Below are 26,206 nucleotides of genomic sequence, written 5' to 3'. Positions count from 1 at the left end.
TCGCCGGACCGGGCGACAAACCTGATGTCCGGTCCGGAGGCATCGTCATTACAGCTTGAGGCGGGCGACATGGGCCCGGCTGGCCTCAAGTTCCGCGATTGCAGCTTCAATATCGCGCTTCTGCGTTTCGAGGTGCCGGATCTGCTCGCTGATCTGGTCAACCGACAGCCGCAGGGTCAGGCCATTGGACGCGGCGCCAAAGTCGGCCTCGTTGCGGTCGATCATCCCGGCGATCTCGCCGAGCGTGAAACCCAGTTGCTTGCCCTTGAGAATGATGGCGAGGCGCTCGCGATCCCGATCGCTGTAAAGGCGCACCGCGCCGCGCCGTCCAGGGCGCAGCAGCCCCTTGTCTTCATAGAAGCGCAAGGCGCGCAACGTCACGCCAAAGTCTCGCGCCAGATCGCCAATCAGATAATAACCGGCGGAGATTGCCGGATCCGCAGCATCGCCCGGAGGCTTGCGCGCCATGGATACAACGGAATGACCTGCATGCAGCTGATGAACTACTTCCTGGTTCACAATAATCCTCCCCCCACGGGATCGTGCGATTGATTATCGTTGCTCAAATTTCTGTGAACTGCAACCGCGACGTCATATTCAAGATTGGCTCATGATGAAGCGAGGTCGAGCGATCGTCGTTAACATTTCATTTACTGTCTTTGCAGATAGTGGGCTGGAGCGGCTCCGTATGTAGGCAACATTCTGGAACCCGCACTCAAGATATTGAATTTTCTCGCATTACAGGCGCGTGGCGCGAGCGTCGCACCAGCAGGATGGCGAACCATGACCAAAGCGGCCAGCCAAGCCTCCGCTCCCCGGCGCGACATGCGGCGCATTGACGCAACCATGGGTAGCGCCGACACCCCATCCTGCAACCCGACATCCGGGGACCGCATCGCGGCCCGGTTGGCGCGTTATGCTGATGGCATTTCACCTGTTTCCGGGCTCGCGGGCCGGCGGCCGTCGGCCGGGATTCCGTCTGGCGTTCGCGCCGCGCGCGCCCAGACATTGTCCGCCGAATCCCACCCCCTGCTCGCTGACGCCGAAACCGCCCTGCGCCGGGCCAGCGAGGACACCGCCCGCCGAATCGAGGCGTCGGTCGCCGCAACCCTGGGGGACGCGGTCTCCACCCTGCGCGGCGACATCGCGGCGCAGGCCGGCGGCGGCGAACATTTCGCCATGCTGCAGGCGCGCCTCGACGCTCTGGAAGCCGCAGGCCCCGAGATTGCGCGCTCCATCACCGAAATCATGAATGCGCGTCTTGACGCGGTTGACGACCACCTGGCGGACCTGACCCGCACCCTGACCCAGCACCCCGCCTGGGATCTCGAAACCGGATTTCAGCAGCTTCACGCCGATATTGGGGCGCTGGCGGAAACCGCCAGCCAGAATGCGATTCACCAGATTTCCGCCGACGCCATGCGGCAGATCGTCAGCGACGCCATGCGCGACATGCCGCAACCCGCGCGCCTGGATATCGAAGCCACCGTGACGCTGCCGGTGCTCACGGCGATTGAGGAAGCCGTTGGGCGTTTCATCGCAGCCAGCCCGCAGCATCACGCCGATTCGCCCGTATCGATGCCGCCGGTGAGCGACCTCTCCCTGGCCCACGTCATGCGCGATGAGCTGGCGGCGGCCCAGGCCGGGCACAGCCAGGACATCCGCAAGATGGAGACCCGGCTCGGCGCCTTGCAGGACAGCGTCGCAGCGCTCACCGAGCAATTGCGCGCGGCGCGCGAAGCCACCGAGCGGGCGGACCTCCTTGCCCACGCCAACGCGATGGCTGTCGCCGGCCCCCGCAACGACGTGAGCGCCGCGTCCCTTCAGGTCGCCGCCGCCCATACCGAAAGCCATGGCGCCTACGCGCCCCCGGAGCCGGCCGTTGCGCCAGTTCGCCAGACGTCAACCGGCCAGACCTCGCCCGTCCAGACCTCGCCCGTCCCCGCGTCGCCTGCCCTTGCGTCGCCCTCCGACGCGCCATCGCCGGCGGCAATCAAGTCGCGCCTGATCGCGGCCGCCCGGCGCGCCAACGCCGCCCCCCGCCAGCCCCGACGGGACGTCCGCACCGCGTCAGGCGGCGCAGGCGCCCCTGGCCGCGTCAACAAAACCATGCTTCGCTGGCTGCGCGGCAAGGGCCTGCTGTGGGCGGCGGCCGTCGTCATCGGCGCCGGGGCCATGCCGCTGCTGGCGCCGGCGTTGCGCGCGTTGCCGGATGCAATCCTGCCCCCGGCAGGCGAAGCCGCCCGTCTGCCCGCCGAGCGCGCTCCCGAGAAGATCGGCAGCCACCTGACCGCCTCCGCGCATCCGGCCTCGATTGTTGATGATCCGGCGGCGCTCTACGCCCTGGGCGACCGCATCGCCGAAGGCGCCGCCGTCGGCTCTCCCAAACTCGCCGCCAGCCTGCTCGAAAAAGCGGCCGAACGCGGCCAGGCGCCCGCCCAATACCGGATAGCGCGCCTGTATGAAAAAGGCGCCGGCGTGCCCAAGGACGCCCGCCGCGCCCGCGCCTGGTACGCGCGCGCCGCCGACCAGGGCAATGTGCGCGCCATGCACAATCTGGCTGTGATGTACGCGGATGGCTCGCTGGGGTCGACCGACTACAAGGCGGCCGCATCCTGGTTCCGCAAGGCGGCCGAGCGCGGCCTGGCCGACAGCCAGTATAATCTGGGCGTGTTGCTGGCCCGGGGGCTCGCCGGCGAGACCAACCCGACGGAGGCCTGGACGTGGTTTGACATCGGCGCGCGCTCCGGCGACCAGGAAGCGGCGGCGCGACGCAATGAGGTCGCCGCCGGCCTTGCGCCAGACGCCCTGCAATCCGCGCGCACCGCCGCCGCCGCATGGCGACCCGCGCCCATCAACACGCAGGCCAACGATCCGCCCCCGACCACGGCCAAAACCGGCTCCACGGCCGGCGCGGAGCCCGCAAAGGGCGAACGCCCGGTCTGAGGCCGCCCGCAGGCGCCCTGGCGCCAACGCCGCGCCTGTCAGGCCTTGACGCATGTTGGCGGCGACCAGATCCCTTCACGGCATGTACTGGCGACAATACGCCGGAGCGCGGCTGCGGCTGCGGCCGCGTCTTCGCGCTCCGCGGTCACCCGCAAAAACGGAGCGCCGTTGCCGTTGACATCAGCCGGCCCGTTTCAGGATATGCTGGCGAGAGGGACAACGCCCAGAGGATTGAACATGCCGCCGATCACGCCACGCGGGCTTGAGATCAACGCCGCCGCCGCACGCCCCCTTGACGCCATTGCCCTGGCGCGGACCATGCTGAGATCGGCGCGGGCCGCGGCGCTCGCGACCCTCGACCCCAGCGGCTATCCTTACAGCACCGCGACCAACCTCGCCGTCGATGACGCCGGCAAGCCGTTCATCTATATGGCCAACCTGTCGCTGCACGCCCGCAATATCGAGCTGGACCCGCGCGTTTCCATCACCATCGCCGATATGGACAGGGATTTGCTCACCACGCCGCGCCTCAGCCTGGTCGGGCGCGCCATGCGGGTCATGGATGCCGAATATGAGACGCTGAAGCAGCGCTACATGGAGCGTTTTCCCAAATCAAAGCTCTACCTCGCGCTGCCGGACAGCAGGATCTTCCATATAGAGATAGAGGCGGTGCAACTGAACGGTGGCCCGGCGCAGAACGCCAATTCCGTGACCCCGTTCGATCTGGTTGAAGATCTGGCGCCCACCACGGCTGCATGAGGCAAGCGGCAGCCGGATGCGGCGCAAGCCCCCGGGCAATACAGGACAATCAGGGCCAGCGCCTCCCGGGCGCTGACCGCCGCATAATTTGAGCGGCGGCGTATCGACCAGCCACATTATTCAATGGTTAACTGCCTGGCCCGGAGTTCACCGGTCGCACAGGAGCGCATCATGTCTGTATCCCGCCGCACGATACTTGCCTCTCTCGTCGTTGGCCCGCTGGTCGCCGGCCTGTCCGGCGCGCCAGCGCTGGCGCGCGCGCCAGACCGCACCATCGATGTGCGCGGCCTGGGCGGCGTTGTCGTCGACAGCTTCAATGTGCGCGTGTTGTCCGTTGATCTGCCAACGCGCACCGTGCAGGTGGAGCGCAGGGGACGTCAGTGGCGCGTTACCCTTCCGGAAGAATTCGGCAGCCTGGATGCGCTGCGCCGCCGCGACCGCCTGCAGATTAACCGGGTCGAGGCTGCGCTCGTTACCGTCGCGCCGGCGCAGCGGGGCGCACGGCCTGACATCACGTTCTCCGCCGCGCGCAATGATGGCCTGTTTGGCAACCTCCCGGCGCGCTGGGTTGTGCGCAATGTCACCGTTACGGCAAAATTCGTCAGCTTCGACGCCACCAGGGGGACGGTCAGCTATGAGGGGCCGGAAGGTCCACGCACGGTTCGCGTTGTCGATCCCGCCGTTGCCACGGCGCTCCAGCGGCTGAAGCGCGGCGACATGGTCAACCTGTCGTTCACCGAGGCCACCGAATTTGTTCTGACGCCGCGCCGCTGACGCGGAACGCCGGGAAGCGGCCTGCGCCGCCCTCCCCCGTTTGGCTGCCCATGCCAGGCGGGGGAATTTTCCGGTGAGGCCGGCGGCTGCCGGCGCGAACAAAAGCGGGCATTCATGCCGGGCCGCCAGGTACTGGCGCATCAACGACCTGAAAAGCTCAAACGCAGTCCTTCCCTGGGCATCAGGCGACGGGCTTCTGATCCACGCGGTTCAATATCAGCGACAACGCCGCCGCCGCGCAAACGCCCACGCCGGCAACGACGATCAGAGCCAGGCCAACGCCAACATGCGACATGATGAAGGAAAACGTGAACGGAGCCGCTGCGCTAACGATCAGCCGGACGGACATCACCCGCCCCTGAAGCGCGCCGTAGCCCTGGTGGCCAAACAGCTCCAGCGGCAGGGTTCCGCCAACAATGCTGAACAGGCCGCTGCCGAGGCCGAACAGGGTGGCGAACAACATGGCCACCCAGAATGACGGCGTCGCGATGGTCAGAACAGCCAGCGCAACCACAAGCATAATGGCCGAGGCGATGGCCAGATGCAGTTGCGCCAGGTTTTTCGCGAACACCATGTTGAGCAAACGACTTGCGACCTGCGCCGGCCCGAACAGCGTTCCGGCGGCAACGCCAGCCGCCCCCAGCCCCAACGCCGCGAGCATCGGCAACATATGGATGAGAACGGCGGAGCTGATGAAGCTCTGCAATGCAAAGGCTGTTGTCATCAGCACAAAGCCGGCATTGCGGTCCGCATCCCGCAACCGCCCGCGCTGCGGAACGGACGCCGGCGACGCGCGCCGCGCCGCCGCGCCGCTCTCCTGATCCGGTTTTCGGGACAGCAGAAGGTGGATCGGCAGGCAGACAAGCAGGTGCAGGCCGGCGAAGGCGAGATACACCTGGCGCCAGCCGAGAAAGCCGTGCATCCACGCCGTCAGCGGCCAGAATATCGTCGACGCGAAACCGGCGATCAGGGTGAGGTAAACGATATTACGCTGGGCTGTTTCTGGCTGACGCTGGACCAGAAGGGAAAAGGCCGCGCCATACTGGACAAAAGTGGCGGCGATCTGGGAGGCGACAAGCGCGGGAAGGAATGTCGTGGCCGAGCCGGTCGTCGCGCACGCGACCAGCGCCGCCGTCGCCGCGACTGAACCAAGGGCCATGATCCGGCCGGCGCCGAAGCGGTCCAGCCACCTGCCCGTCCACGGGGCGACGCCGCCGCTGGCGAGCAGGGCCACTGACAGGGCCCCGAAAATCCACTCGCTGGTCCAGCCAAAATCATGGGCCATGGACGGGGCAAGAACGCTGAAGCTGTAATAGAGCGTTCCGTAGCCAATGATCTGGGAAACACCAAGCGCTGCAACATCAACCCAGCGCTTCATGATCAGATGCTCCCGAGCGCGACCCTTGCAGCCAGCTTCTCCGCGGTTTCCTTCCGCTCGCTGTAGCGATCCGTCAAGTGGCCGGAGATATCGCGCGTCAGCAGCGTGAACTTGACCAGTTCCTCCATCACGTCCACCACGCGGTCATAATAAGAGGACGGTTTCATGCGGCCGGCCTCATCGAACTCCTGATACGCCTTGGCGACCGATGACTGGTTCGGAATGGTCACCATCCGCATCCAGCGGCCGAGCACGCGCATCTGGTTGACGGCGTTGAAGCTCTGGGAGCCGCCGCTCACCTGCATGACGGCGAGGGTTCGCCCCTGGGTTGGCCGCACGGACCCCACCGATAACGGAACCCAGTCAATCTGCGCCTTGAGCACGGCGCTCATGGCCCCGTGCCGCTCAGGACTGGTCCACACCTGGCCTTCCGACCACAGGCTCAGTTCCCGCAGCTCCTTAACCTTTGGGTGATCTTCCGGAGCGCCATCCGGCAAAGGCAGCCCCGCCGGGTCGAAGATGCGCGTTTCAGCGCCAAAATGCCTGAGCAGGCGCTCAGCCTCCAGCGTCAGAAACCGGCTGTATGAGCGTTCGCGCAGCGAGCCGTAGAGCAGCAGGATGCGCGGCGGATGCGATGACGGCGCGGCGCGCAGGCGTTCGATGTCGGGCAGATCGAGATTGTCGGCGGCGACATTTGGCATATTCAGCAGCATCAGCGGTTCGTCTTTGCAACAGGCGTGGTTTGGGGCGCGCGCTCGTACCAGCCTCTGGAGCGGTTCACGATCCAGACGACGGACAGCATCACGGGCACTTCGATCAGCACGCCGACAACGGTCGCCAGCGCCGCGCCCGACTGGAAGCCGAACAGGCTGATGGCGGCCGCAACGGCCAGTTCAAAGAAATTGGATGCGCCGATCAGGGCTGAGGGCCCGGCAACGCAATGTTGCTCGCCGGCCATCCGGTTGAGCAGATACGCCAGACCGGAGTTGAAATAGACCTGGATGAGGATCGGCACAGCGAGAAGGCCAATAACCAGCGGCTGGGAGATGATCTGCTCACCCTGGAACCCGAACAGCAGGACCAGCGTCGCGAGAAGGGCAACCAGGGACACCGGCCCAAGCCGCGCCAGCAAACGGTCCAGCGCCGCCTGGCCGCCAGATGACAAAAGTCGCCGCCTGACAACCTGCGCGATAACCACGGGGATGACAATGTAAAGCACGACCGACAGGACCAGCGTGCCCCAGGGAACCGTGATGGCCGAAAGCCCAAGCAACAGGCCCACGATTGGCGCGAACGCCACGATCATGATGGCGTCATTGAGCGCAACCTGGCTCAGGGTGAAATGCGGCTCCCCCTTCGTCAGGTTCGACCAGACGAAGACCATGGCCGTGCAGGGCGCGGCGGCAAGAATGATCAGCCCGGCAATGTAGCTTTCAATCTGGTCCGCCGGCAGCAGCGGGCGAAACAGCCAGCCAATGAACAGCCAGCCAAGCAGCGCCATGGAAAAGGGCTTCACCGCCCAGTTGATGAACAGGGTGACGCCGACCCACTCGCTGGTCCAACCTAAATCGCGGGCCATGGATGGGGCAAGAACGCTGAAGCTGTAATACAGCGTTCCGTAGCCAATGATCTGGGAGACACCAAGCGCCGCGACATCAACCCAGCGCTTCATGTTCAGATGCTCCCGAGCGCGACCCTTGCGGCCAGCTTCTCCGCAGTTTCCTTCCGTTCACTGTAGCGGTCCGTCAAATGCCCGGAGATATCGCGTGTCAGCAACGTGAACTTGACCAGCTCCTCCATCACGTCGACCACACGGTCATAATATGGGGACGGCTTCATACGGCCTGCTTCATCGAATTCCTGATACGCCTTGGCGACGGATGACTGGTTGGGGATTGTCACCATCCGCATCCAACGTCCGAGCACGCGCATCTGGTTAACCGCGTTGAAGCTCTGGGAACCCCCGCTAACCTGCATCACGGCCAGGGTCCGACCCTGCGTTGGTCGCACTGACCCAACTGACAGCGGTATCCAGTCAATCTGCGCCTTGAGCACGGCGCTCATGGCCCCATGGCGCTCGGGGCTGCTCCACACCTGCCCTTCAGACCACAGGCTCAGTTCTCGCAGTTCCTGAACCTTTGGATGATCTTCAGGAGCGCCATCCGGCAGAGGAAGCCCCGCAGGATCGAAAATGCGTGTTTCGGCCCCAAAATGCTTGAGCAATCGCTCGGCCTCCAGTGTCAGAAACCGGCTGTAGGAGCGTTCACGCAGAGATCCATAAAGCAGCAGGATACGCGGGGGATGGGATGACGGGGTGGCGCGCAATCGTTCGATATCGGGAAGGTCAAGATTTGCGGCGACGACGTTTGGCATATTGAGCAACATCAGTGGTTCGTCTCTACTGCAGGCGCGGTCTGGGGCGCGCGCTCGTACCAGCCTTTGGAACGGTTGACGATCCAGACGACGGACAGCATCACAGGGACTTCAATCAGCACCCCGACAACGGTCGCCAGCGCCGCGCCCGACTGGAAGCCGAACAGGCTGATGGCGGCGGCGACGGCCAGCTCAAAGAAATTGGATGCGCCGATCAGGGCTGAGGGACCGGCGACGCAATGTTGCTCGCCAGCGATCCGGTTGAGCAGATACGCCAGGCCGGAGTTGAAATAGACCTGTATCAGGATCGGCACGGCAAGAAGCCCGATGACCAGCGGCTGGGCAATGATTTGCTCACCCTGAAAACCGAACAGCAGGACCAGCGTCGCGAGAAGGGCGACGAGGGAAGCTGGGCCGAGCCGGGCCAGCAAGCGGTCAAGCGCCGCCTGGCCACCCGATGACAGGATCTGCCGCCTGACAATCTGCGCGATGATGACGGGGATGACGATGTAAAGAACCACCGACAGCACGAGCGTGCCCCATGGGACCGTGATAGCCGAAAGCCCGAGCAGCAAGCCAACAATCGGTGCGAACGCCACAACCATGATGGCGTCATTGAGAGCGACCTGGCTCAGGGTGAAGTGGGGCTCACCCCTGGTCAGATTGGACCAGACGAAGACCATCGCCGTGCAGGGTGCAGCTGCAAGAATGATCAGTCCGGCAATGTAGCTTTCAATCTGGTCCGCGGGGAGTAGCGGACGAAACAGCCAGCCAATGAACAGCCAGCCGAGCAGCGCCATGGAAAAGGGCTTCACCGCCCAGTTGATGAACAGGGTGACGCCGATGCCACGCCAGTGACGCCCCACCTCCCCAAGCGCCGCGAAATCAATCTTCAGCAGCATCGGAATGATCATCAACCAGATCAGCACAGCGACTGGCAGATTGACCTTTGCCACCTCCAGGGCGCCGATGGCGTGAAATGCGCCCGGTATGAAATGCCCCAGCGCAATGCCTGCGACGATACAAAGAGCGACCCACAGGGTCAGATAGCGTTCGAATGTGGACACTGGTTCTGCCTCAAGCTGTCGCCACGCGTCGGCCGCGCTCATCCACCACCCGCTCACCGTCCTCCTTGATGAATTCGCCCTGCTGGGGCGGGAGCAGATCCAGAACAGCTTCAGATGGGCGGCACAGCCTCACGCCTTTCGGGCTGACGACAACGGGACGGTTTATGAGAACCGGGTGCGCCATCATGGCGTCCATAAGCTGGTCGTCGGTCAGGTCCGGGTCGCCCAAACCGAGATCCGCATAGGGCGTGCCTTTCTCGCGCAGCAGCGCACGCGCGGAGATGCCCATGCGCCCAATGAGCTGGACAAGCATTTCCCGGGACGGCGGCGTCTTCAGATATTCGATGACATGGGGTTCAATCCCGGCGTTGCGGATCATGGCCAGCGTATTGCGGGACGTCCCACAAGCGGGGTTGTGATAGATGATGATGTCCATTGTCCGTCTCAGGCTGCGCTGTTCCGGGCCGACGTGGAGCCCTCAGACTGGCCGATTGCCGTCAGCTTTGCGCGCAGCGAAGCCTTGTCCAGGCTGGCAACAGGCAACGAAGAGAAAGCTGTAATGCGATTTTTGAGGTGCCGGAACGCGGTTACAAAAGCGGCTTCCTTCTGAAGGTCTGTCCCTTCAACGCCTGCAGGGTCTTCAATGCCCCAGTGAGCAGTCATGGGCTGCCCCGGCCAGACGGGGCACGCTTCACCAGCAGCGTTGTCACAGACCGTAAACACGAAATCCATGACTGGCGCATCGGCCGTTGCAAACTCCTCCCAGCTCTTGGACCGGAAACCGTCAATGGGATAGTCGAAGCTTTGCAACACCTTCAGAGCCAGTGGCTGCACCGCGCCCTTCGGCTGGCTTCCAGCGGAGAAGGCGTGGAAGCGGCCAGCGCCATCCTTCGACAGGATGCTTTCAGCCAAAATCGACCGCGCCGAATTTCCGGTGCACAGGAACAGAACGTTGAAGATGCGATTGGCTGGTTGAAGATCAGACATGAGCACTGTCCATGGCAGGTTCACAAATACAGGTAAGGGCGGCGACAGCCGGGGTGCACACCTCGGGATGGCCCTGACAGCAATCGCGCATCAGGAACTGGATGAGGCCTGAGAGCGCCGTGTATGACGCGCTGTATATGATCGAGCGACCTTCCCGGCGCGACTGAACCAGACCCGCATGCTCCAGATGGCTCAGGTGAAACGACATGCGCGAGGACGACGCTCCGTCCATCGCTTCACCGATTGCGCCCGCTGCCATTCCATCAGGACCGGCCTGAACAAGGAGGCGCACTATGCGGAGTCGAGTTTCCTGCGAGAGCGCGGAAAACGCATCCAGCGCCTGCTTGTCGTTCATCGAATCAATCCTTCAATAGATATTGAATAATTGATTACACGACGTCCGGGTGAAACGCTAGGGGAAAAACAGGCTAGATTCCGAGGTATCTTGCCGAGCTATCGTTGGGGCGAGCATGCAGATATTTGCCCGTGGTAGCGACGGACGCATGCCCCAATCGTGTCCTTTACCAAGTGAATGGGCGCGCCACGGTCCAGGCTGTGGCTGGCGTGGCAATGCCGTAACCAGTGGGCTGACGTCTCCGGCGGCAGGCCGGCGCGATCCGCCGCCTTCACGATGCGATGGACCTGCGTCACCATTAGGGGGGCCCGGCCTTTGCGAGATTCAAACACCGCGCCGTCTGGATCGGTGTCTGACGGGCGCGGCCCCTCCAGTTCGCGCCATGTCCGGCTGCTCAGAAGAACGACGCGCGTTTTCCCGCCCTTGCCGTGAACGGTTACTCGGGATTCTTTGGCAGATACGCACGAACTAGGGCCTCCCTCATCTCATCGAGCGGCTTGTTGTTACCAAATTTATTCTGCAAATCTTTCAACGTTTTATCCGAAATTGCACCACTGCCGCGCGCAGATGTCGCAAGAATAGCTACAATTCCCTTCATATAATCTAAGTTCGCATTCTGCGTTTCAATTATGTACTTAAGAGCATCAATTTCGCGCTCCAACGCAGCCTTCTGCATATCGCTCATTACTTCAAAGCTGGCATCAAGCCGGTCGATGATTTCCGCGTTAAGTGAGCGCTTGCTCTCAACAGCTGCAGCTTCCAGCCGCTGCTTCATCCCTTCCGGAACCCTAAACTTGAGCTGGTGATCATCGCGAGCCATACAATGCGTACCATAGTGGTTGATATTAAGTCCCACAGTGGTAAGATACCACGGTGGTTATGAGATAGGGATATCACGGGACCAATGATTCAGGAACCGGAGCACAGCGTGCAGATCCATGTGCGGATCCCGGTTGCGATTGCTGCGAGAATTCGCGAGCGCGCCACCCGCAACAGGAGGTCAATGAATGCTGAGATCCTGGTGATCTTCGAGCATGTCCTCGAAGCTGAAACCGCCAGTCGACACCTTGTTGATGAAGCTGCCGGCGGAGCAGGAAGTTCTCCGTCCAAATTAGACGCGACATGCCGCTGACCAATCTGGAGCCGTCCACATGACCACCGCTGCAGCGAGCCGCAAACCAACTCCAGCGCGACATGCCGCCCTGCCCCCGACCTTGCCCCCAAGAGGCCTCTCCCGTGACGAGGCCGCCGCCTACATCGGCATATCTTCCCGGATGTTTGACGACCTGGTGCGCGACGGGCGTATGCCAAAGGCCAAGCGGATCAATGCAAGGGCCGTCTGGGACAGGAAGCTTCTGGACCGTGCCTTTGACGAATTACCGGGATCTGGAGAACCTGCGTCAGACGACGGCTGGGACAACGTGGACTGACATCGGAGGCCCGGAATGGTGAGGAGGCTGCCGAAGTATTGCGTCGAGGATACCGATAGGTACGGGAATATCCGCATATACTTCCGTAAAGCCGGGCATCCGAAGACGCGCCTGACGGGCATTCCATGGACCGATGAGTTCATGGAGCAGTACAAGGCGGCCCTCCAGGTTCAGAGGCCGGATTGCATCGCGTCAGACCCTGCAAGGGGCCTGCCCCAACCGGGCACGTGGCGCTGGCTATGCGTCGAGTATTTCCGCCGGTGCGCGACCTATCTCCGCATGGACCAGACAACGCGTGAGGCATACCGCCGAATTCTCGAAGGTACGTTCGAAGAGCCAATAAGCACGCAAGGCAATGCCAGCGGCCTGAAGTTTGCCGGCCTCCCCGTTACCCGCATGACGACGAAACACGTCCGCGCACTGCGTGACCGCAAGATAGAGGCGCCCGAAGCTGCAAATTCCCGCGTGAAGACAATCCGGTCCGTATTCAAATGGGCGCTGGATGATGAGCTTGCCTCGACCAACCCCGCTGCCGCCGTAACTTATTTCAAATCCAGCAGCACCGGCCACCACACGTGGACAGTGGAAGAGGTTCGCAAGTTCGAAGAAACGCACCCTATCGGAACCAATGCCCGGCTGGCCATGGCGCTGATGCTCTATGCCGGGGTCAGGCGGTCGGATGCTGTGAGGCTTGGCAGGCAACACCTTGTGGATGGATGGCTGAGATTTACCGCCTTCAAGAACCGCAACCGCTCGCCGGTATCCATCGAGTTGCCGGTGCTCCCCGAGTTGCAGCGGGTGATTGATGGCAGCAAGACGGGGAACCTGACGTTCCTCATTACCCACCAGCACCGCCCCTACACAGCCAAGGGGTTCTCCGGGCAGTTCCGAAAATGGTGCGATGACGCGGGGCTAAATCACTGCTCCGCGCATGGGGTCCGCAAGGCCGGAGCGACCATCGCCGCAGAGAACGGCGCGACCGAAAAACAACTCATGGCCATCTTCGGCTGGTCCGAGGCAAAAATGGCTGCGCATTACACACAGAAAGCACAGCGCCGGAAGCTCGCGAAGGCCGCGATGGGCTTGATCCGGGTGGAAGAAAACTAGTACATGGAAGTCCCACTTTCCGGACGATTCCGGTTCGGTGGGACAATTCGGGCGAAAACAGCAATGTTTTCAATGCCGAATTTCGCGGGCGTAGTTCAGTGGTAGAACGACAGCTTCCCAAGCTGTATGTCGAGGGTTCGATTCCCTTCGCCCGCTCCAATTTTCTCAAGCGATGCAATTAGTTGTCGGCAGGGCCCTGGTAGTGGCGCTCCCGATCGCGCTCCCTGTATTCCGATCCCGTCTTGCTCCTGGCGCTCCAATGGGCAACGCGCAGGTTCAGCACCTTCCGTGATGTGCCGATGACGCCGCGCAAGTATCCCCCCGTTGTCGATACCTGTGCGTCCCTGCCGAACCTGCCGCGCACACCCGGGGCTTTGCCAAACCCGATGCGTCAGGAGCATTGGCCGGATGAAGCAACGGGTTCGTGAACGCAATTTCGCACGGCCATACGCTTGTGCTTGCTATTGGCAAGCAACCAGTTGCCTTTCTGGTAAACAACCGCGAATAGCGTCAATTATCTCAAAACTGCTGCCGCGCGTCTGTTCTTGTCTTGACCAACCCGACATTCAACTGCGTAAACTGGGTTTCCAGCCCCCTCACAGGGCGCGGCGCGGCGACACGCCGGATAGCCTCGGGCTTTTTCACCAACAACCATAAGGGGAACGTCCATGGATCTCGGCGCGCTCATCAAAAACCGGCATGTCTTCATCACCGGCGCCTCCGGCGGCCTTGGCGCGCATTTTGCCCGCCTGTACGCGTCATGCGGCGCGACGGTCACCGTCGCGGCGCGCAGCGTCGAGAAGCTCGCGGCCCTTGTCGACGAATTGCAATCACAGGGCGCGCGCGCGCACGCTGTGCCGCTTGATGTGACCAGCGAAGCCTCCATAGCCCAGGCGTTTGCCGCTGCGGAAGCGGCGCAGGGGCCAGTGGATGTAGTGATCAACAACGCCGGCATTGCCCGCCCGTCCATGGCCATGGATCTGTCGGCCGGGGATTTCGATGACGTCATGAACACCAATCTGCGCGGCGTCTGGCTGGTGTGCTCCGAGGCGGGGCGCCGCTGGAAGGCGGCTGGCCGCGGCGGCGCCATCGTCAACATCGCCTCTATTCTTGGCTTCCGCGTCACTCACGCCGTGCTGCCATATACGGTATCCAAGGCGGCGGTCGTGCAACTCACCAAGGCCCTCGCGCTGGAATGGGCGCGCCATGGCATCCGCGTCAACGCCCTGGCGCCGGGCTACATTCTCACCGACATCAACCGCGAATTCTTTGAAACAGAACCGGGACAGGCCATGATCCGGCGCGTGCCGATGCGTCGGCTGGGCAGGGAAGCCGAACTGGATGGCGCCGTTCTGCTGCTGTCCACGGACGCAGGAAGCTGGATGACCGGCGAGGTGATCGTTGTCGATGGCGGCCATCTGGTCTCACATCTTTGAGAGAAACGGGGGCAGGCCCCTGGCTCTTTGAGCCCGCATCAGCCCGCGCAGATCAGGCTGGCGCCTGGAGCCCTTCCCGATCAAAACGGATCGGAAGGGCGCCTGGGTCCTCTATTTTGGGCCGGTCCTGACCGATCAGACGCTTCCGTCTGATCGCAAAGCGCTCTGGCCAGCCTGCCCCCCTGGAATCCCTCCCGATCGGTCGAAGCTCCGCCGGCTTCGCCAGAATTGCCGCAGCGCGCCCATCAGGTTCACTCCCGGCCAGGCCAGGCCGTTGCGCAGCGCAGAACAGGCTGCGCCCGGGAAAGCCGCCGCGGCCACAGACTCCCTCTCCGCAGACCACGCCGACACACGCCAAATTCTGGCCGAACCCGCCTGCATCTGGACGCCGCCACTCCTACTCGTCGGAACCGACGATAGCGCAGGCTCCCCCGATCAGTAGACTTGTATTCGGGACTGCGCCTGACAGGGGCGAACAGCACTGTGCGTAAAGAAACCAGGAACGGCAATATGAGCGGTCACATGGGAGGAGATGTCGCGCGGATCCGTCGTATTTTGACGACCGAGAGCGGCATGCCAAAGACAAAACGGGCTTCAGAACTGGACCGTGAATCCCGTCTGCTGCTCCACGCCGTGAATGGAACCTTTCCGCTTGTCGGCCGGACCATCAACCGCGAGCGCGTCTCCTCGTTCCGTCGCGCCTGGGCGGCTCTGGCTTCGGCTTTCGGCCGTCGCATCCCCCTGGCTGGCCTGGATGAGCGTCAGATCCGCGGGCCGGACGGCAATGCCATTCCGCTGCGGATATATACGCCGGACGGCCCGCCCGGCCTGAAGCCGGCATTCCTGTGGTGTCATGGCGGCGGCTTTGTCGTCGGCGATCTCAACACCAGCGACGGCATCTGCCGGGCCATCGCGCGCGCCTCGGGCGCCATTGTCATCTCCGTGCGTTACCGGCTGGCGCCGGAGCATGATATTTATGCGGGCCGCGAAGATTTTCTGGCCGCCCTGAACTGGATTCACAAGAACGCCAAAGATCTCGGCATCGACGGCAACCGGCTTGGCGTGGGCGGCGACAGCGCCGGCGGCAACATCAGCGCCGCGGTCGCGCAGGAAAACATCCGCAGGGGCGGCCCCCGGCTCTGCCTGCAGGCGCTGGTCTACCCGGCAACCAACCTGGCGATGGATTTTGAATCCAAAGACGAGAACGCCAAAGGTTTTCTGCTCACCGCCAATTTCATGGACTCGCTGCGGCCATTGATCGAGCGCGGGGAAGACATGATGGATCCATGGCTCTCCCCAGCCCACGCCGACAGTCTGGCCGGGTTGCCGCCAGCGGTCGTCATTACCGCCGGCTTTGACCCGATCCGTGACGACGGCCTGCTTTATGCGGCGCAATTGCGCCGGGCTGGCGTTCCGGTTGAATTGCTACACTATTCTGGCCAGTTCCATGGCTTCTTCAACTTCGACGCGGTGCTGGGCGCGGCGCGCGACGCCCAGGAGCGTGTTGGCGTCGCCCTGCGCGATGTCTTCGCTGGTGAAGCTGCGCCGGACCGGACGATCGAAATTGCCGACAACCATCCGCGGTTTGATGCACGCCTGTCAAAAGACCTGATTACGGGGATGATGCTGGCCGGCCGTTCAATCCGGCAGTGGAACAGTTATGCGCTGCGCAGCCTGTCGCCGGAAACAGCCTACGCCGCCGCCAGCTTCCTGCGCCCCCTCTGGGCGCCAGCCGCCATGGCCCGTCGCAGCATCTCGGGCTGCATCAATGTTCTCAACGCCCAACAGAGCTACCCACCCCAGGCGGGCGCGCCGTCCGCCTGACTTTACGGAGACCAGGCAGCAATGAATACGACGACTCCTCCCCTCGATCCGTTCGAGATGTGGCGCCAGATCATCAATAAATTCGAGACCGGCATCAATTCGATGGCCAACAACAGCATGAATTCGGAGCAGTTCACGCGCGCCCTGCAGCAATTCAGCCAGGTCTCGACTGGCATGCAACAGACTTTTGAAAAGGCGCTGGACGGCTATTTCAAGGCCGTGCGCCTGCCAAGCCGCAGCGACGTTCTCGCGCTTGAAGAACGGTTGCAGCGCATTGAGGACAAGCTGGACGCGGCCCTGCCCGACAGCGCCGGAGCGGCCGAGTCCCGTCCGGATCGCACGCGCAAGCCAGGCGATGCGTCCGCCAGCGCCAGCAAACCCGGCTGATCTGAAGCGTTTTCCAGCCAGGCGGCAACGTCTGGTCGAACGGAAATCGCTCAGGACAGGGAAAGCAGGAGCCGTTGCCGGTCCAGACTGACCGGCAGCGGCTCCAGAACCGCCCTGTGTTTCTGACGTCAACACCGAAGACCCACGACGGCCCTGGCGCTCCCTCGCCAGGGCCGAACGGGAGCCTGCGCGCCATGGCCTTTCCTGCGCGGGTGATCCGCGCGGCCCGCGCCGCCTGTAAAACTGGAGACATATCGTGACCACCAAGCCTGTTCTGGACCCATTCGAGATGTGGCGCCAGATCATCAACAAGATCGAAGCCGGCGCGAATACGATTGCCAAAAACACGCCAAACTCAGAGCAGTTCGCGCGTGCATCGCAACAATTCACACAGGTTTCGTCCGGCATGCAGCAGAGTTTCGGAAAGGCGCTCGACAACTACTTCAAAGCCGTTCGCGTTCCGGGTCTCGCCGACTTCGTCGCGCTCGAAGAACAGATGCAGCGCCTCGAATCCAAGGTCGATGACCTCCTCGCCGCTGTGAACAGACAGGCCGGCGCCGCCAAACCTGCGGCGGACAGCGGCGCAGGCGCGACAACCCCGCCTCCCACAAACAAAGGAGCCTAGGCCATGACGGCGTCCCAGGCTGCACAAGCGGAAACCTCGTTCGCCGATCGCATGCGCGTGGAAATCGACCGGGCGATCCAGCGTAATCTGAAAGGGTTCGGCTATCTCGGCTCCCCGGCGCCTGCTGTGGGCCAGACGCCGAAAACCATCATCCATCGCCGGGGCACCCTGAGCCTTTACCACTACAAACCCATGGTGAAGGAAGTCTATCGTGTCCCGGTGCTTCTCGTCATGGCGCCGACCAACAAGGCCTTTGTGTTCGACCTTGCCCCGGGCCAGAGCCTGATCGAGTTTCTGCTCAAGCGGGGCCATGACGTCTATGTCATGGACTGGAACGCGCCGACCGGCGAAGAGCGTTATCTGAAGATCGACAATTACGTTCTGGACTTCATTCCGGACTGTATCCAGCACGTCCAGAAGCATTCGGGCGTCGACGAGATTTCGCTGGTGGGTTACTGCGCCGGCGGCGTGCTGGCGACAATCTACGCCGCGCTGCATCCGGATGGCCCGCTGAAGAACCTCGTCTGCTTCACCTGCCCGGTCGATACGCGCGGCATGACCCTGTTCCGCCAGTGGACCGATGCGCGGCACTTCGACATCGACCGGCTGGTGGACACCCTCGGCATCATTCCTTCGGAAATGATCACCGCCGGCTTCGACATGCTGCGTCCAGCCGCCCGCATCACCGGCCAGATCCGGCTGTGGGACAATTTGTGGAATGATGAATACGTCACCGCATTCCGCCGGATGGAGCGTTTCGGCAACGAAAGCCTGCCCCTGCCCGGCGAATACTTCCGCCAGTTCATCAAGGAGTTGATGCAAAGGAACGCGCTTGCAGAGGAAAAACTGGAAATTGGCGGCAAGCGCGTGCTGATCAGCAACATCAAGGTTCCGCTGCTGCACATCATGGCGCAGTATGATCACATCGTGCCGCCCGTCTGCGGAAAACCGCTGATGGAACAGGCCAGTTCAAAAGACAAGGAAGAGATCATCCTGCCAGGCGGCCATGTCAGCCTCATTGCGGGCGCAAACGCAGTCAAGCGCATGTGGCCGCGACTGGATCAATGGCTGGAAAGGCGAGCAACATGAACGATACGCCACGCACCTATCCGCGCACGGTGAACTGCAACGGCACGACCGTCGAGTTGCGCCTGATGCGGCCGGACGACGCGGACGCCCTGCGGGCGTTCGTGGCCACCCTGCCAGAGCACGACCTGCTGTTCCTCAACCGCGACATCACCCATCCCAAGGTCATCGACGCCTGGGGTGAAGCGATTGCGGCCGACCGGGTCAAGAGTCTGGTCGCGGTGGAAAACGGCGTCATCGTGGGCTGCACGGCCATTGTCGTCCATGACCTGTTCTGGTCGCGACACGTGGGCGAACTGCGCGTTCTCACGTCGCCGCGCCTGCGCGGCGTGGGCCTCGGCCGGCTGCTGATTCAGGAATGCTTTATCCAGGCGCTCGAGATGGGCCTCTCCAAGCTGTGCGTGCAGATGACCGTCGACCAGCAGGCGGCCGTCGCCAGCTTCGAGGGGCTTGGCTTCCGGGCCGAGGGCGTATTCCGCAACCATGTGCGGGACCGGAGCGGCGCCATGCATGATCTGGCCATCCTCAGCCACGACGTCGGCGAGGCCCAGGCGCGGATGGCGGCCTTCGGCATGATGGACCAGCTCAGCTGATCCCCGCCCCTCCCGCCCACGGCCGGGAGGGGCAGCCTTCTCTCAGGGAAACTGGGGCTTTCCCGGGAGTTCTGTTGCGGGATACGAGATTGGGGACGGCGCAAAGCGACCGGACCGGGAGGTAGCGCAAAGAGACTGTGCAGAGAGATCGCGCCGAGAGGCAGCGCACGACGCTGGCGCCTTGCCATGGAGCCAGGCTCACCTGTTGGCGCCGTGACCAGCGCGACAGGGCGCGCGCGACCAAGGCCCGCGCGACCGGAACGCGCCATTTTATTTGATCTGGCATCAATGCCCAGATCGTCATCGACCCCACCACTGCACCTACGTTTCGCGATTATCTTATGATCTGCAGCCGCCGCCCAATCGCGACGGCCTCTGTCCGGCTTCTGGCGTTAAATTTGCTGTTGACGTTACGCAGATGCGTGCGGACCGTGCTGTCCGAGATAACAAGTTTCTTTGAGATCGCCGAATTCGAATGGCCGTCGGCCACGAGTTGCAGCACCTTTATTTCCTTCTGGGTCAGAGCCTCCATGGGCGGCGCGCCGCCCGCCTCCGGCGCGGCGACGGGCCCGAATGCCCGCAGCAACCGCTGGACATACGACGCCAGGGCAGCGTCACAACTTCTCGCCGGCATGTCTTCCATTGACGCGTGAAACAACCCGACGAGTTGCGCCAGCCTGCGCCCCTCATCAAGCAGCAGGCGCATGAAGCCCTCACGGGCGGCGTGCTGGAGGACGCCCGCAAGCGTCTCCATCGCGGCCGGCAGGTCGCCGCTCCGCTGCAGCGCAAGACTTTTCAACGCGCGCAGGCGGGTTGCGCGCAGCAGGCGGCGCTGATTGAGCGCGGCGGCGATTTCCCGCTCCAGCGCCGGGAGCGCGCTGGTTGCATCGCCGAAATGGATCTCCCACCGGAGCCGCGCCAGCTCCAGATACTCAATTTCCTGGGCCGGCAAATGCTGGCGGCCGATACGCTCCCAAACCGGCAGGGCCGCGGCGCGCTCCAGTTCGCCAAACGCCGCCTGGGCGTCATCCTGCAACAGATGCAGCCGGCTGCGCTCCAGCTTGGCGCTGGCGACGAAGCGGGCGTTCTGGCGGCGGTGGCCAATATTTTCCAGGCCAGCAACGAGGTCGAACGCCCGCGGAATGTCATGCTGCATGAACGCGATCCGCGCGGCGATGACATGGCCAATAATGGTGTGATCCGGCAGGGCGAGCGTACTGATGAGGGGCAAATGCACGCCCAGCAACTGGTCCGCGCCCTCCAGATCATTCATCTCATAAAGCGCTGCGGCGTAAAGTGCGCCGGCCCAGACATTACCCTTCGCATAGCCGTGGGAGGGGGCGCCCGTTGTCTGCGCCGCGCTGCGAAACCGGATGACCGCCTCCTGCAGCCGGCCGCGCTGCAGGCAAAGCATGCCCTCAAGCGCCTCCGCGAACATGTGGTTGAAAATGCCGGCCCCCTGATGGCGGCGGGCCTCATCCAGCATGCGCTGCGCCTCCCTGTCCTCCCCGGCGAACATGAAAACATTGGCCATGACATTGCAGAGAATGGTGTCGGCGAAACGGTCGCCGGTGGGCATGCGCGCCAGCCCTTCCACCCCCGCGGCGCGGGCCTCGTCAAAACGGTCCTGCATCGCCAGGATGGTCGGATGCAGCGCATTGCGATGCGCCATGATGCTGGGCTCGTCCGCATCCGGGCGCGCTGACCTGGCCAGCTCATCCGCAGCAACCCAAGGACCGCGGGTGAACAGCGTGGCCCAGACGGACATGATCTCCAGTTCGGTGTGCTCGCGCAGCATTGACGGGGGAATGGCCCGGAACCAGCGGGCCAGCAGACCCATCCGGCCGTCTTCAAGCAACCGGCGCGCATTTGGCCGCAAAAGCGACATGGCGAGCGCATAATCGCCGCCCTCAATCGCATGATCGATGGCGGGGACAGGTCGCTGGCGCTCCGCATACCAGCGCGCGGCCGCCAGATGCAGCGTCGCGATGGTTTCAATACTTTCAAGTACGAGGCGGGACTGCAGGTAGTCAGCAAAAAGCGTGTGGTATCGCCACGCCTGCTCCTGACCTGTTGCGGGCAGCAGAAACAGTCCCTGCCTGTCCAGCGAGCGCAACATGGCCTGCGCATCAATATCCGGCAGCAGCGCCTGGCAGATTGAGACATCGAGCTGCTTCAGGATGCTGGTGTGAAGCAGGAACCGGCGCGCGTCCTCCGGCTGGCTCGCCAGCACCTCTTCCGTCAGGTAGTCGGCAATCGCCCAGGCCGAGCCGGAGAACCGCTCGACGAAATCCCCCCCATCGCCCTGCCGCTCGATGGAGATCGCCGCCAGGCACAGGGCGACAACCCAGCCTTCGGTCTTTTCGTGCAGACGCCGGACGGCGTCATGCGACAGTCCCGGCAGGCAGCGCAGGCGAAAATACTGCTCCGTCTCCTCACGGGTGAAGCGGATGTCATCGGCGTCCAGCTCGAGCAGCATCCCGAGTCCGCGCAACCTGGCAAGGCCGAGACGCGGGGCGGTGCGCGCGCCAATCACGATGCGGCCGCCGCGCGGCAACCGCTCAATGACCGAACGCAGCAGGGCCAGAATGGTCTCCTCGTCGATCAGGTCCATATTGTCGATGAAGATGGCGAACGGCACGCTGGAGCGGAGCAGCCATTCCAGCACCCGCGCCGAGAATGGCTCCCGCTCTCCAGCCGCGCTCAACTGGCGTACAGCCAGCTCCATGCACGCGACAAATTGCCCTGGTTGATTGTCGGATCGCTCCAGCGTAATCCACGCGGTGTTTACGCCTTGCGCCGCCAATGCCGCGCGGCATTGCAGCATGGCGGTGGTCTTGCCAAAGCCGACTGGCGCCTGGAACAGGACCAGGCGCGCATCGCTCGCAGCGCAAACCCGATCGCAGATCCGGTTGCGAACCACCTGTGTGGCGACAAGTGCGGGTGGCGTCATCTTGGCGGCTTGTGTAGCCGAGATGGGTCTGCCTGCAATTGCCTCCAGTTCCAGCTGTCGATTGACCAACGTCACGAAAGCCGCACTCCTCCCGCCTGACGTTCCCTGGCGGCTGGTCGTTCGCGCCAGCCTTTCCTGAAACGATACTCCAATAGCCAGCCGGCGCAATGGGCGGCAGTTGTCCGTCGCAACTGCGTCTGTGCATGGGGCTTTCATATCAGCCCGAACCAGACCCCGACGCTGCTGGCGCGCCCGCGCCCTGCAAAGTTCAAGCCGGCTTTACGCATGTCCCTGTGCGGCATGCCTTGCGTCGCGCGGGCCGCGACATAACCCATGCGCCTTGCGTGCTGGTGTTTTGCATGCTGGTGTCTTCGTGCTCGTGTCTTGCGTGCCGGCGCATCCGTCTCTCCGGCGCATCCGTCCCCCCGGCCTTTGGCGCCGTCACGCCAGCGTCATGCTCCTGCGCCACTTCCTGCGCCATCTTTTGCGCCACCAGGGATTGCCATGCATTTCCGGCTGGTGCGTTGTGAGCCTGCGGCCAACCTGGTGCCGCGCCGTTTCGCCCTCCCCGGATGCCATTACTCCCGGCCAACGCCGGCGCCTGTGTCCTTTCAACCAGGCGCGCCGCCATACGGATAGAGTCCTTGCGCTACGCCATCTACTTCACTCCGGCGCCCCAGAGCCTGCTGCACCAGCGGGGCAGCGCGCTGCTGGGCTACGACTGTTATTCCGGGATCAGGACGCCGCCAGAAGGCCCCGCCGGCATTCCCGCCGCCGAACTGGCCGCCAGCATTCAGGAGGCGTGGAAATATGGCTTCCACGCCACCATCAAGCCCCCATTCAGCCTGAGAAGCGGAACCGGCGCCGGACAGTTGCAGGCGCGGCTCGCCGATTGGGCGGCGGACACGGCGCCGGTCCACATCGGGGCCATGCGGGTTGCCGGCCCAGGCGACTTTGTCGCCCTGGAGCCGGAGACGCCGTCGCTGGCGCTGCAAATGTTCGCGGCGGAGACGGTGGCCTGGTTCGACGACTTCCGCGCCCCACTGACGCCCGCCGACCTCGCCAGGCGACCGCCGGACAGCCTGCCGCCGCGCCAGCGCGCCCTGCAGCAGCGCTGGGGCTATCCTTATGTCTTTGAAGCGTTCCGCTTTCACATGACGCTCAGCGACGCCCTCCCCGACGACCGGTTGGCGGCGTGGCGGACAGCCCTGGGCGCCTGGTTCGGCCCCCTGGACCTGACCATCGACGCCCTGACCCTGCTTGCGCAGAATGAACGCGGCGGCCCGTTCCGGGTCGTCTCACGCCATGAGTTGACCGGCTGAACGGCTGACCGGAAAGCTGGGGCAGGGCCGGCGCGGCGCGCGTTTCCGGGCCTGGCCATTCATTGCAGAAGCCGTCGCTGCAACGCGGGGTCGGGAATGGCGCACATGTCGCCGCGGCCAAACCAGGCATAACGGTTGCGGGCGAGGCGCTGGTATAGCCAGACGCGCCCCGGCCCCGGCAGCAGCGCAAAGACCCCCGCCAGCCGCGCCCAGCCGCCGAAGCGGCGGCCGGCGTGGATCACCGCGTCGAGATCGCGGTGGGCGAGACCGCCATCAATAAACAGCCAGGTGGACGGGTCGCGCGCATCCAGGCCGTAGTGCGCCAGCAGCGCCCCGCCGAGCGACGACTGGACCGCGCAGATGCGCACCTCGCCGCTACGGTCGAGACGGTTGATCATCCGGGCGCCCCAACTGCACAGGGCGCAACTGGCGTCCATCACCGCCAGCGGCCGGGAGGCGTCGAATTCCGGCACGGCTGGGTCATCAAGAAACGAAAAAGGCGCGCGCATGAGCTTCCCCTGAGCCGCTCCGGCGGCTTTCTCCAGAAGTTGCGTACGCGCAAGCATAGTGCCCCGGTCACAGGTTTCAAACGGAAACGGACAGCCGGGGCGACCAGGAGCGCCTCATATATCCCAGTCGCTCACCGGAACGATGCGCACGCGGCCGATGGAGCGCTTGTCGAGGTTCAGAACCTCCATGCGCAGACCGTCCGCCTCCAGGCTCTCGCCCGCCGCCGGCAAATGGCCGAGCCGGGTCAGGATATAGCCGCCGAGGGTGGAGTAGCGGTTGGATTCATCCACCAGATCGCGCTCCAGGGCGCCGCTGAGCTGGCGGATGTCGATGAAGCCGTCAACGATCCACGAGCCGTCGTCCTGGCGCTCCAGCACCGCCGCTTCCTCGTCCATGTCCGGGAATTCGCCGGCAATGGCCTCCAGCACGTCGGTGGGCGTGGCAATGCCCTCCAGCGAGCCATACTCGTCCACCACCATCACCATCTGCACCGGCGAGCGGCGCATCTGCTCCATCACCTTCAATACGTCGGTGGTCTCGGGAACCACGACCGGCTGGCGGGCCACGCGGGCCCAGTCGACGGGCCGGCCGTCCACCAGCAGATTGAGCAACTCGCGCGTGACGGCCACGCCGGCGAAGTCGTCGACGCCGCCGCGGGCCAGCACGACGCGGCTGTGGGTCAGCCGGCGGATGTCGGCGAGAAGCTGCGCGTCGCTCCGGTTCAGGTCCAGCCATTCCACTTCATTGCCCGGGGTCATGATGGAACTGACCGGCCGCTCGCCGAGGTCAAGCACGCCGCGGATCATCTCCTTCTCTTCCTGACGGAACAGATTGCCGCGGGCGGCCTGGCCGGCGATGACGTCGACGGTTTCGCCAAGCGGCTGCTCGCCGACGCGACCGCCCAGCATCCGCAGCACCGCTTCGGAGGTGCGCTCGCGCAGATCGCCGGTGGAGATCAGTTTCTCGCGATTATGGCGTCCGAGCTGGTTCGCCGCCTCGATAAGCACCGAGAAGCCGATGGCCGCATAAAGATAGCCCTTGGGGATATGGAAGCCGAAGCCCTCCACCACCAGGCTGAAACCGATCATCAGCAGGAAGCCAAGGCACAGGATCACCACCGTGGGATGTTTTGCGACGAATGCCATCAACGGGCCGGACGCCGCGATCATCACCGCCATGGCGATACACACGGCGACGATCATCACCCACAATTCATTGACCATGCCAACGGCGGTGATGACGCTGTCGAGCGAGAACACCGCGTCGAGCACGACGATCTGGACGATAACCTGCCAGAAAACCGCGTGTACGACCTTGCTGGCCCCGGTCTTGTGGTCGCCCTCCAGCCGTTCGTGCAGCTCCATGGTGCCCTTGGCGATCAGGAAGACGCCGCCAAGGATCAGGATCAGGTCCCGACCCGAGAACGAATACGCCCCCACCGAAAACAGCGGCGCCGTCAGCTTGACGATCCAGGAGATCGAAAACAGCAGGCCGATGCGCATGATCAGGGCGAGCGACAGGCCAACCAGCCTGGCGCGGCTGCGCTGCTCCGGCGGCAGCTTGTCGGCCAGAATGGCGATGAACACCAGGTTGTCGATGCCCAGAACGACTTCGAGAACGACAAGGGTTGTGAGGCCGACCCAGATATGTGGATCTGCGAGAAACTCCATGACCATACCCTGATTAAACGACTGTCGGGGACAGCGGGCGCGGCGATCCGCCCGGTGCGCCGCCGCTTCCCCATTCCCGCGCCCTGCCCGGCTGCTCAAACGGCGCGCCTGCGGCATCGCTGGCGCGGCGGAGCGTGAAGGCGGCGGGCATCATCCGCGCCGCATGCGCGTCCGGAGCCCCCAACACAACTCGGCGGCCTGACGCGCGGGCCAACGCACAAAAAGCCCCTGACCGGACATCCGGGGGGCGTCTTTGCGGGACTGGAAGATGTGTCGGGAAGAAAATGCTGGCTTCCGGCGTGGAGGCCAGCCCTGTTCGGTACGGACTTTCGCCTGTACTGTCGCCTTCATCTGGCATTGTGCGCGTTCATTCCCAACATTGATGGCTATTGCGGCGGCAATCTATCACGCCCTGCAATCTTGTGAAAGAATTCCCCAAGACCTGTGTTTTTCCCCAGGCCCGGCGTCGTGCTCCAGGCTCCGCGCCTTGCTCAAGCTTCCGCGTTTTCCGGCGCCGCCCCCTTCCCGACGCCATTGCATGGGGCGCCATGTTGACGACGTGATAAAAATGAATATTGGTTCATTATTCATTTTTATCCCCCGCCTGGCGTGGCGGGGCAAGCG

General features: G+C 63.7%; 25 protein-coding genes, 1 tRNA gene and 2 pseudogenes. 14 read left to right on the top strand and 14 right to left on the bottom strand.

The annotated features are described in order from the left end of the window. Positions 1 to 48 precede the first annotated feature (48 nt). On the bottom strand, positions 49 to 468 hold the full coding sequence (locus ACERNI_RS12045; RefSeq protein ID WP_448833525.1) for a MerR family transcriptional regulator: 420 nt from the start codon (positions 466 to 468) through the stop codon (positions 49 to 51). Positions 469 to 1,008: 540 nt separating this feature from the next. Here ACERNI_RS12045 and ACERNI_RS12040 point away from each other — a divergent pair. The 3 genes from ACERNI_RS12040 to ACERNI_RS12030 all read left to right on the top strand — a co-directional run bounded on the left by ACERNI_RS12040 (position 1,009) and on the right by ACERNI_RS12030 (position 4,479). Next, entirely contained in the window at positions 1,009 to 2,946 is a 1,938-nt protein-coding gene (locus tag ACERNI_RS12040; protein WP_448833524.1) for a tetratricopeptide repeat protein, read from the top strand. A 237-nt stretch (positions 2,947 to 3,183) separates the two neighbouring features. After that, positions 3,184 to 3,705 carry a pyridoxamine 5'-phosphate oxidase family protein gene (locus ACERNI_RS12035; RefSeq protein WP_448833523.1) on the top strand — a complete coding sequence of 174 codons (522 nt, stop codon included), beginning with the start codon at positions 3,184 to 3,186 and terminating at the stop codon, positions 3,703 to 3,705. Positions 3,706 to 3,876: 171 nt separating this feature from the next. Further along, entirely contained in the window at positions 3,877 to 4,479 is a 603-nt protein-coding gene (locus ACERNI_RS12030; protein ID WP_448833522.1) for a hypothetical protein, read from the top strand. A 181-nt stretch (positions 4,480 to 4,660) separates the two neighbouring features. Here the strand turns inward: ACERNI_RS12030 and arsK are convergent, their stop codons facing one another. The 10 genes and pseudogenes from arsK to ACERNI_RS11980 form a co-directional block, all read right to left on the bottom strand. After that, positions 4,661 to 5,857, bottom strand: coding sequence for an arsenite efflux MFS transporter ArsK (gene arsK, locus ACERNI_RS12025; protein ID WP_448833521.1), 1,197 nt, complete (start codon positions 5,855 to 5,857; stop codon positions 4,661 to 4,663). 2 nt (positions 5,858 to 5,859) lie between these two features. After that, positions 5,860 to 6,570, bottom strand: a complete 711-nt coding sequence (gene arsH, locus ACERNI_RS12020) for an arsenical resistance protein ArsH (protein WP_448833520.1) — start codon at positions 6,568 to 6,570, stop codon at positions 5,860 to 5,862. After that, positions 6,570 to 7,403: pseudogene (gene arsB, locus ACERNI_RS12015) on the bottom strand (ACR3 family arsenite efflux transporter); the annotation flags it as partial. The gene arsH (ACERNI_RS12020) and the pseudogene arsB (ACERNI_RS12015), both read right to left, overlap by 1 nt. 128 nt (positions 7,404 to 7,531) lie before the next feature. Further along, the gene (arsH, locus tag ACERNI_RS12010) at positions 7,532 to 8,242 is read right to left on the bottom strand and encodes an arsenical resistance protein ArsH (protein ID WP_376885223.1); all 711 of its coding nucleotides are present in this window, start codon (positions 8,240 to 8,242) and stop codon (positions 7,532 to 7,534) included. Beyond that, entirely contained in the window at positions 8,242 to 9,297 is a 1,056-nt protein-coding gene (gene arsB, locus ACERNI_RS12005; RefSeq protein WP_448833519.1) for an ACR3 family arsenite efflux transporter, read from the bottom strand. The genes arsH (ACERNI_RS12010) and arsB (ACERNI_RS12005) overlap by 1 nt, the downstream gene beginning before the upstream one ends. A gap of 10 nt (positions 9,298 to 9,307) precedes the next feature. Continuing rightward, complete coding sequence (gene arsC, locus ACERNI_RS12000) at positions 9,308 to 9,733, bottom strand: arsenate reductase (glutaredoxin) (protein WP_448833518.1); 426 nt, start codon at positions 9,731 to 9,733, stop codon at positions 9,308 to 9,310. 8 nt (positions 9,734 to 9,741) lie between these two features. Further along, entirely contained in the window at positions 9,742 to 10,284 is a 543-nt protein-coding gene (locus ACERNI_RS11995) for an arsenate reductase ArsC (protein ID WP_448833517.1), read from the bottom strand. Continuing rightward, the gene (locus ACERNI_RS11990; RefSeq protein WP_132009113.1) at positions 10,277 to 10,639 is read right to left on the bottom strand and encodes an ArsR/SmtB family transcription factor; all 363 of its coding nucleotides are present in this window, start codon (positions 10,637 to 10,639) and stop codon (positions 10,277 to 10,279) included. Before ACERNI_RS11990 ends, ACERNI_RS11995 begins: the two co-directional genes overlap by 8 nt. Positions 10,640 to 10,737: 98 nt before the next feature. Then, positions 10,738 to 11,043: pseudogene (locus ACERNI_RS11985) on the bottom strand (tyrosine-type recombinase/integrase); the annotation flags it as partial. 32 nt (positions 11,044 to 11,075) lie between these two features. Further along, positions 11,076 to 11,459, bottom strand: a complete 384-nt coding sequence (locus ACERNI_RS11980; protein WP_132009110.1) for an Arc family DNA-binding protein — start codon at positions 11,457 to 11,459, stop codon at positions 11,076 to 11,078. 84 nt (positions 11,460 to 11,543) lie between these two features. Between ACERNI_RS11980 and ACERNI_RS11975 the strand changes: the two genes are divergently transcribed. From ACERNI_RS11975 to ACERNI_RS11930, 10 genes are all read left to right on the top strand, one after another. Further along, positions 11,544 to 11,771 (top strand): Arc family DNA-binding protein, encoded by a 228-nt coding sequence (locus tag ACERNI_RS11975; protein WP_132009107.1) that lies wholly within the window; start codon positions 11,544 to 11,546, stop codon positions 11,769 to 11,771. Positions 11,772 to 11,790: 19 nt separating this feature from the next. After that, positions 11,791 to 12,069 (top strand): helix-turn-helix transcriptional regulator, encoded by a 279-nt coding sequence (locus ACERNI_RS11970; protein WP_132009104.1) that lies wholly within the window; start codon positions 11,791 to 11,793, stop codon positions 12,067 to 12,069. Between the two features lie 15 nt (positions 12,070 to 12,084). Then, positions 12,085 to 13,176 (top strand): tyrosine-type recombinase/integrase, encoded by a 1,092-nt coding sequence (locus ACERNI_RS11965; protein ID WP_448833516.1) that lies wholly within the window; start codon positions 12,085 to 12,087, stop codon positions 13,174 to 13,176. Positions 13,177 to 13,260: 84 nt separating this feature from the next. After that, positions 13,261 to 13,335: transfer RNA gene (locus ACERNI_RS11960), tRNA-Gly, on the top strand. A gap of 509 nt (positions 13,336 to 13,844) precedes the next feature. Continuing rightward, the gene (locus ACERNI_RS11955; protein ID WP_448833515.1) at positions 13,845 to 14,612 is read left to right on the top strand and encodes an SDR family NAD(P)-dependent oxidoreductase; all 768 of its coding nucleotides are present in this window, start codon (positions 13,845 to 13,847) and stop codon (positions 14,610 to 14,612) included. Positions 14,613 to 15,134: 522 nt separating this feature from the next. Next, positions 15,135 to 16,436 (top strand): alpha/beta hydrolase, encoded by a 1,302-nt coding sequence (locus tag ACERNI_RS11950; RefSeq protein ID WP_448833514.1) that lies wholly within the window; start codon positions 15,135 to 15,137, stop codon positions 16,434 to 16,436. A 21-nt stretch (positions 16,437 to 16,457) separates the two neighbouring features. Further along, positions 16,458 to 16,823: a hypothetical protein gene (locus ACERNI_RS11945; RefSeq protein WP_448833513.1), complete on the top strand. Its 366-nt coding sequence runs from the start codon at positions 16,458 to 16,460 to the stop codon at positions 16,821 to 16,823. A gap of 256 nt (positions 16,824 to 17,079) precedes the next feature. Continuing rightward, positions 17,080 to 17,448, top strand: coding sequence for a hypothetical protein (locus tag ACERNI_RS11940; RefSeq protein WP_448833512.1), 369 nt, complete (start codon positions 17,080 to 17,082; stop codon positions 17,446 to 17,448). A 3-nt stretch (positions 17,449 to 17,451) separates the two neighbouring features. Further along, positions 17,452 to 18,537 (top strand): PHA/PHB synthase family protein, encoded by a 1,086-nt coding sequence (locus ACERNI_RS11935; protein ID WP_448833511.1) that lies wholly within the window; start codon positions 17,452 to 17,454, stop codon positions 18,535 to 18,537. Further along, on the top strand, positions 18,534 to 19,127 hold the full coding sequence (locus ACERNI_RS11930) for an N-acetyltransferase family protein (protein ID WP_448833510.1): 594 nt from the start codon (positions 18,534 to 18,536) through the stop codon (positions 19,125 to 19,127). Before ACERNI_RS11935 ends, ACERNI_RS11930 begins: the two co-directional genes overlap by 4 nt. A gap of 334 nt (positions 19,128 to 19,461) precedes the next feature. On the opposite strand, the gene ACERNI_RS11925 is transcribed toward ACERNI_RS11930, so the two are convergent. Further along, on the bottom strand, positions 19,462 to 22,080 hold the full coding sequence (locus tag ACERNI_RS11925) for a LuxR C-terminal-related transcriptional regulator (protein ID WP_448833509.1): 2,619 nt from the start codon (positions 22,078 to 22,080) through the stop codon (positions 19,462 to 19,464). Positions 22,081 to 22,724: 644 nt separating this feature from the next. Between ACERNI_RS11925 and ACERNI_RS11920 the strand changes: the two genes are divergently transcribed. Beyond that, positions 22,725 to 23,402, top strand: a complete 678-nt coding sequence (locus ACERNI_RS11920) for a DUF1045 domain-containing protein (RefSeq protein ID WP_448833508.1) — start codon at positions 22,725 to 22,727, stop codon at positions 23,400 to 23,402. A 59-nt stretch (positions 23,403 to 23,461) separates the two neighbouring features. On the opposite strand, the gene ACERNI_RS11915 is transcribed toward ACERNI_RS11920, so the two are convergent. Both ACERNI_RS11915 and ACERNI_RS11910 read right to left on the bottom strand, forming a co-directional pair. Further along, complete coding sequence (locus tag ACERNI_RS11915; protein WP_448833507.1) at positions 23,462 to 23,911, bottom strand: thiol-disulfide oxidoreductase DCC family protein; 450 nt, start codon at positions 23,909 to 23,911, stop codon at positions 23,462 to 23,464. Positions 23,912 to 24,025: 114 nt separating this feature from the next. After that, entirely contained in the window at positions 24,026 to 25,582 is a 1,557-nt protein-coding gene (locus tag ACERNI_RS11910) for a TerC family protein (RefSeq protein ID WP_448833506.1), read from the bottom strand. Positions 25,583 to 26,206 lie beyond the last annotated feature (624 nt).

The organism is Camelimonas sp. ID_303_24 (genome assembly GCF_053543495.1).
Note: the sequence above shows the minus strand (reverse complement) of the source record. Positions and strands in the feature narration are given on the sequence as shown.

Excerpts from the sequence above, each read along its gene's own strand:
- ACERNI_RS12045 (WP_448833525.1), bottom strand. The coding sequence starts at position 468 with ATGGCGCGCAAGCCTCCGGGCGATGCTGCGGATCCGGCAATCTCCGCC.
- ACERNI_RS12035 (WP_448833523.1), top strand. The coding sequence starts at position 3,184 with ATGCCGCCGATCACGCCACGCGGGCTTGAGATCAACGCCGCCGCCGCA.
- ACERNI_RS12030 (WP_448833522.1), top strand. The coding sequence starts at position 3,877 with ATGTCTGTATCCCGCCGCACGATACTTGCCTCTCTCGTCGTTGGCCCG.
- arsK (WP_448833521.1), bottom strand. The coding sequence starts at position 5,857 with ATGAAGCGCTGGGTTGATGTTGCAGCGCTTGGTGTTTCCCAGATCATT.
- arsH (WP_448833520.1), bottom strand. The coding sequence starts at position 6,570 with ATGCTGCTGAATATGCCAAATGTCGCCGCCGACAATCTCGATCTGCCC.
- arsH (WP_376885223.1), bottom strand. The coding sequence starts at position 8,242 with ATGTTGCTCAATATGCCAAACGTCGTCGCCGCAAATCTTGACCTTCCC.
- arsC (WP_448833518.1), bottom strand. The coding sequence starts at position 9,733 with ATGGACATCATCATCTATCACAACCCCGCTTGTGGGACGTCCCGCAAT.
- ACERNI_RS11995 (WP_448833517.1), bottom strand. The coding sequence starts at position 10,284 with ATGTCTGATCTTCAACCAGCCAATCGCATCTTCAACGTTCTGTTCCTG.
- ACERNI_RS11990 (WP_132009113.1), bottom strand. The coding sequence starts at position 10,639 with ATGAACGACAAGCAGGCGCTGGATGCGTTTTCCGCGCTCTCGCAGGAA.
- ACERNI_RS11980 (WP_132009110.1), bottom strand. The coding sequence starts at position 11,459 with ATGGCTCGCGATGATCACCAGCTCAAGTTTAGGGTTCCGGAAGGGATG.
- ACERNI_RS11975 (WP_132009107.1), top strand. The coding sequence starts at position 11,544 with ATGATTCAGGAACCGGAGCACAGCGTGCAGATCCATGTGCGGATCCCG.
- ACERNI_RS11970 (WP_132009104.1), top strand. The coding sequence starts at position 11,791 with ATGACCACCGCTGCAGCGAGCCGCAAACCAACTCCAGCGCGACATGCC.
- ACERNI_RS11965 (WP_448833516.1), top strand. The coding sequence starts at position 12,085 with ATGGTGAGGAGGCTGCCGAAGTATTGCGTCGAGGATACCGATAGGTAC.
- ACERNI_RS11955 (WP_448833515.1), top strand. The coding sequence starts at position 13,845 with ATGGATCTCGGCGCGCTCATCAAAAACCGGCATGTCTTCATCACCGGC.
- ACERNI_RS11950 (WP_448833514.1), top strand. The coding sequence starts at position 15,135 with ATGGGAGGAGATGTCGCGCGGATCCGTCGTATTTTGACGACCGAGAGC.
- ACERNI_RS11945 (WP_448833513.1), top strand. The coding sequence starts at position 16,458 with ATGAATACGACGACTCCTCCCCTCGATCCGTTCGAGATGTGGCGCCAG.
- ACERNI_RS11935 (WP_448833511.1), top strand. The coding sequence starts at position 17,452 with ATGACGGCGTCCCAGGCTGCACAAGCGGAAACCTCGTTCGCCGATCGC.
- ACERNI_RS11930 (WP_448833510.1), top strand. The coding sequence starts at position 18,534 with ATGAACGATACGCCACGCACCTATCCGCGCACGGTGAACTGCAACGGC.
- ACERNI_RS11925 (WP_448833509.1), bottom strand. The coding sequence starts at position 22,080 with ATGACGCCACCCGCACTTGTCGCCACACAGGTGGTTCGCAACCGGATC.
- ACERNI_RS11915 (WP_448833507.1), bottom strand. The coding sequence starts at position 23,911 with ATGCGCGCGCCTTTTTCGTTTCTTGATGACCCAGCCGTGCCGGAATTC.
- ACERNI_RS11910 (WP_448833506.1), bottom strand. The coding sequence starts at position 25,582 with ATGGAGTTTCTCGCAGATCCACATATCTGGGTCGGCCTCACAACCCTT.